Annotated in this window: 3 protein-coding genes; 2 read left to right on the top strand and 1 reads right to left on the bottom strand. The window is 72.7% G+C overall.

The window, feature by feature from the left end; translation table 11 throughout:
- Positions 1–286: 286 nt before the first annotated feature.
- Positions 287–1,264 (bottom strand): ATPase BagA, encoded by a 978-nt coding sequence (bagA, locus tag AOK18_RS28530; RefSeq protein WP_055572872.1) that lies wholly within the window; start codon positions 1,262–1,264, stop codon positions 287–289.
- Positions 1,265–1,345: 81 nt separating this feature from the next.
- Here bagA and AOK18_RS32295 point away from each other — a divergent pair, with 81 nt between their 5' ends.
- A complete protein-coding gene (locus tag AOK18_RS32295) occupies positions 1,346–1,507 on the top strand; it encodes a Sp36 family protein (protein ID WP_019355547.1) in 162 nt (53 codons plus the stop codon).
- Entirely contained in the window at positions 1,504–1,974 is a 471-nt protein-coding gene (locus tag AOK18_RS28535; protein WP_055696194.1) for a RidA family protein, read from the top strand. The genes AOK18_RS32295 and AOK18_RS28535 overlap by 4 nt, the downstream gene beginning before the upstream one ends.
- Positions 1,975–2,010: the final 36 nt, after the last annotated feature.

Here is a 2,010-nt window from a genome sequence, read left to right on the forward strand (position 1 = left end):
GGCCCGGTCGTGCGCGTGGGCCGGGTCGTGCGCGTGCTCCGGTTCCGGACGACGACTCATGACATCCCCTGCTTCCGATGCTTCCGACTCGGTTCTCGACGGGTTTCCCGGTGCGGTTCCCGGCTCGTGACGGAGGGCGACGCGACGGGTGGGACGACGGACGGCACGACGGGTCCGCCCGCCGCGACGCCCGGCGCGGGCACGTCCCGGACGGGCGCACCCGCACCGGCGCCCGGACCGGGCACCCCCCTGCCGCGTCCGGCGCGGCCGGACGGGTTCCCGCCGGTCACGACACGCCCTGGGCGCGGAGCTCCCTGGCCAGCGCGTACAGGCCCGCCAGGTCCATGCCCTCCGCGAGCAGCGGCAGCTCGTGCCGGGGCAGGTCCACCTCGGCCAGCGCGGCACGCTGCTCGGCCTCCAGCGCGTACCGCTCGGCGTACTCCTCCGCCTGCGCGAGCAGGGGGTCCACCAGCCGCTCGGCGTGCCCCCCGCGCCGCGCGCCGCCGAGGCCGGCGGAGGACAACGACCGCGCGACGGAGGAACGCGGGACCGTCCCCACGAGTTCCAGATCGGCCGCGTCCAGCAGCTCCGGGCGCACCATGTTCACGATGACCCGGCCCACCGGCAGCCGGGCCGCCCGCAGCTCGGCGATGCCGTCCACGGTCTCCTGGACCGGCATCTCCTCCAGCAGCGTGACCAGGTGCACCGCCGTCTCCGGTGATTTCAGCACCCGCATCACGGCCTGCGCCTGATTGTGTATCGGGCCGATCCTGGCGAGTCCGGCCACCTCGTCGTTGACGTTGAGGAAACGGGTGATGCGCCCGGTCGGCGGGGCGTCCATCACGACGTAGTCGTAGACGAACCGCCCGTTCCGCTCCTTGCGCCGTACCGCCTCGCACGCCTTGCCGGTCAGCAGGACGTCCCGCACCCCGGGCGCGATGGTGGTCGCGAAGTCGATCGCGCCGAGCTTCTTCAGGGCCCGTCCGGCACTGCCCAGCTTGTAGAACATCTGGAGGTAGTCCAGCAGGGCGCGTTCGGCGTCGATGGCGAGGGCGTGCACCTCACCGCCGCCGGGAGCGACCGCGATCTTCCGTTCCTCGTACGGCAACGCCTCCGTCTCGAAGAGCTGTGCGATGCCCTGGCGGCCCTCGACCTCGACGAGAAGCGTCCGCTTCCCCTCCGTGGCCAGGGCCAGCGCGAGGGCCGCGGCCACCGTGGTCTTGCCGGTTCCGCCCTTGCCACTGACGACCTGAAGCCTGCTCACGCCTTCGAGCCTAATTCCTCCCCGCGTGCCCCGTCGGCTCCGGGGGAGGGTTCCCGGGAATCCAGCGGTTAGAGTCGCCGCATGACGAAATGGGAGTACTCCACGGTTCCGCTGCTGGTCCACGCCACGAAGCAGATTCTGGACACCTGGGGCGAGGACGGCTGGGAACTCGTGCAGGTCGTTCCCGGCCCGAACAACCCCGAGCAGCTGGTCGCCTACCTGAAGCGGGAGAAGCAGGCGTGAGTGCGGTCGAGGCGAAACTGGCCGAGCTCGGCCTGAGCCTGCCCGAGGTCGTCCCGCCGCTGGCCGCGTACCGCCCCGCCGTGCTGTCCGGGCGGTACGTGTACACCGCCGGCCAGCTCCCCATGGTGGGCGGCGAGCTCGCGCTGACCGGCAAGGTCGGCGCCGAGGTCACGGCGGAGGAGGCCAAGGAGCTGGCCCGCACCTGCGCGCTGAACGCGCTCGCCGCCGTGAAGTCCGTCGCCGGCGACCTGGACCGCGTCGCGCGCGTGGTCAAGGTCACCGGGTTCGTGGCCTCGGCCGCGGACTTCACGGGCCAGCCGGGCGTCCTCAACGGCGCGAGCGAGCTGCTGGTCGACGTCCTCGGCGACAAGGGCGTCCACGCCCGCAGCGCGGTGGGTGTCGCGGTCCTGCCGCTGGACGCTCCGGTGGAGGTCGAGATCCAGGTGGAACTGACCGACGCGAGCTGACCGGGGCGGATCCCCTGGAGGAGGACCGGCCGGGGC

Source organism: Streptomyces prasinopilosus, from assembly GCF_001419695.1.
GTDB classification, from domain to species: Bacteria; Actinomycetota; Actinomycetes; order Streptomycetales; family Streptomycetaceae; genus Streptomyces; species Streptomyces prasinopilosus.